The following is a 1,549-nucleotide window of genomic DNA, read 5'->3' on the forward strand; positions in this document are numbered from 1 at the left end:
GTAACTATTCAGCCTCATCTGAAATGAATATATCAGGCAGCTGATTTTTGAATAATAACTCAAGGGCTAGGCTTGCAGATACATATTGTTTTCTGCAAGTCGATAAATAGCTTCTCAGCAAGCAGAACATTTCAGCTCCTTGCTTACTTCTAAAACACCCCGATATTTTTTGATGAACCTTGGTCATCCTAATATCATTCTCGCCTTGGTTGTTGGTAAATGGCACGCCAGTGCTCATCATGAAACGTAAAACATCATCTTGATAATCTCTTAGTCGTTCCAATAATGCTCGGGATTTGGTTCGCTTTAATCGGCCTCGCTGACCTTTCACTCGGCTATTTTTATCTGGTGGTGGACATTTAGCGTCACCTTGAAGCAATATTTTTTGATATTGCTCACGATATTTCTGTTTAGCCCCTTTATCTAGGTCGGAATTATCTATTTGAGCTTTATTCATTTCTTTAAGTAAGGTTTGCATATCCTTCGCCCATTGCATGCCGTCTTGCTCCCAAGCCCTTTCTAATTCTCGGATGTGGTGAGCATTACATAATGCATGTTGGCATTGGGTATATTGATAATATGGCTTCCAATGGTCATGACATAGCACACCGGTAAAGTGCGGTAAAATACCGGCCTCATCCATCGCTATTTTTCCTCTTTTTTCATGAGGATAAAAATAAGTCCACCAAGTCGTTGATGCACCATGAAGCCATCGCCGTTTACCGCCGATATTAATGCCAGTCTCATCAACATGCAAAGTTTGATGGGGGCTTTGTAATGCCGCTTTGATGATACCTTCTGCGCCCGATGACTTTACCAGTGCCGCTGCTTGTTCATTAAAGTTAAATAAACTGCCGGCACTGATCGGAATACCTAGTTGGTCACTAAAGTATTCTTCAATGCGGTTATAAGGGAGTAATTGATATTGTGATAAGTAAACCGCATGGGCTTTCACACCAACACCATATTGAATAGGACCGTTAACACCTTGGGGGAATTCACCAACAAAACGCTTCCCTTGCTCATTCTCAAGGATTTGAGCCTGGTATTCGGTCACCACTTTACTGATATCTATATCGACGACTTGTCGCTTTTGAAAACCCACCTCACGATAATGACCTTTAGGTAAAAAATCTCGGTCAACTAAAATGACTTGTACCTCATCAGGTGTTTCTGTTTGAGTCAGCGTTTTACCTACTCGGCCTTTTTGTCCGCCAGCTGATTTTTCTGACTTCTCTCTCGTTGGCTTTGTACGGTTGATATCTTTTGATGGAGGAATGCTACTATTTTGACTATTAAGTCCTAATTTACTAGCTAGCATAACAACGACAACAAGAATGAGTTCAATAGACATCTTCAACGCTGGCGAGAGTGTTTTATCTTCTTGTAACTGAGTTTTAGTTTGCTCAACTATTTCAGTGATATTTATGCTGTTTAAATTCATTAAAGCTAGAGCGATAGGGTAATAGCTCTAGCTTGGCATACTGGCAGGATCAGTCAATAGCTAAAAAAGATCCTTAGAAAATAATTTGTCTTGGTGAATAGTTAC

1 protein-coding gene is annotated in these 1,549 nt (G+C 40.3%); it reads right to left on the reverse strand.

The window, feature by feature from the left end; translation table 11 throughout:
* Positions 1 to 4: 4 nt before the first annotated feature.
* Positions 5 to 1,444, reverse strand: coding sequence for an IS66 family transposase (locus tag J5X91_RS17940; RefSeq protein ID WP_208835390.1), 1,440 nt, complete (start codon positions 1,442 to 1,444; stop codon positions 5 to 7).
* Between the last annotated feature and the right edge of the window lie 105 nt (positions 1,445 to 1,549).

The organism is Pseudoalteromonas sp. K222D (assembly GCF_017653575.1).
In the GTDB taxonomy this organism is placed as follows: domain Bacteria; phylum Pseudomonadota; class Gammaproteobacteria; order Enterobacterales; family Alteromonadaceae; genus Pseudoalteromonas; species Pseudoalteromonas nigrifaciens.

Bases quoted from the DNA above. Each gene is read 5' to 3' on its own strand.
- J5X91_RS17940 (WP_208835390.1), bottom strand. From the start codon at position 1,444: ATGAATTTAAACAGCATAAATATCACTGAAATAGTTGAGCAAACTAAA.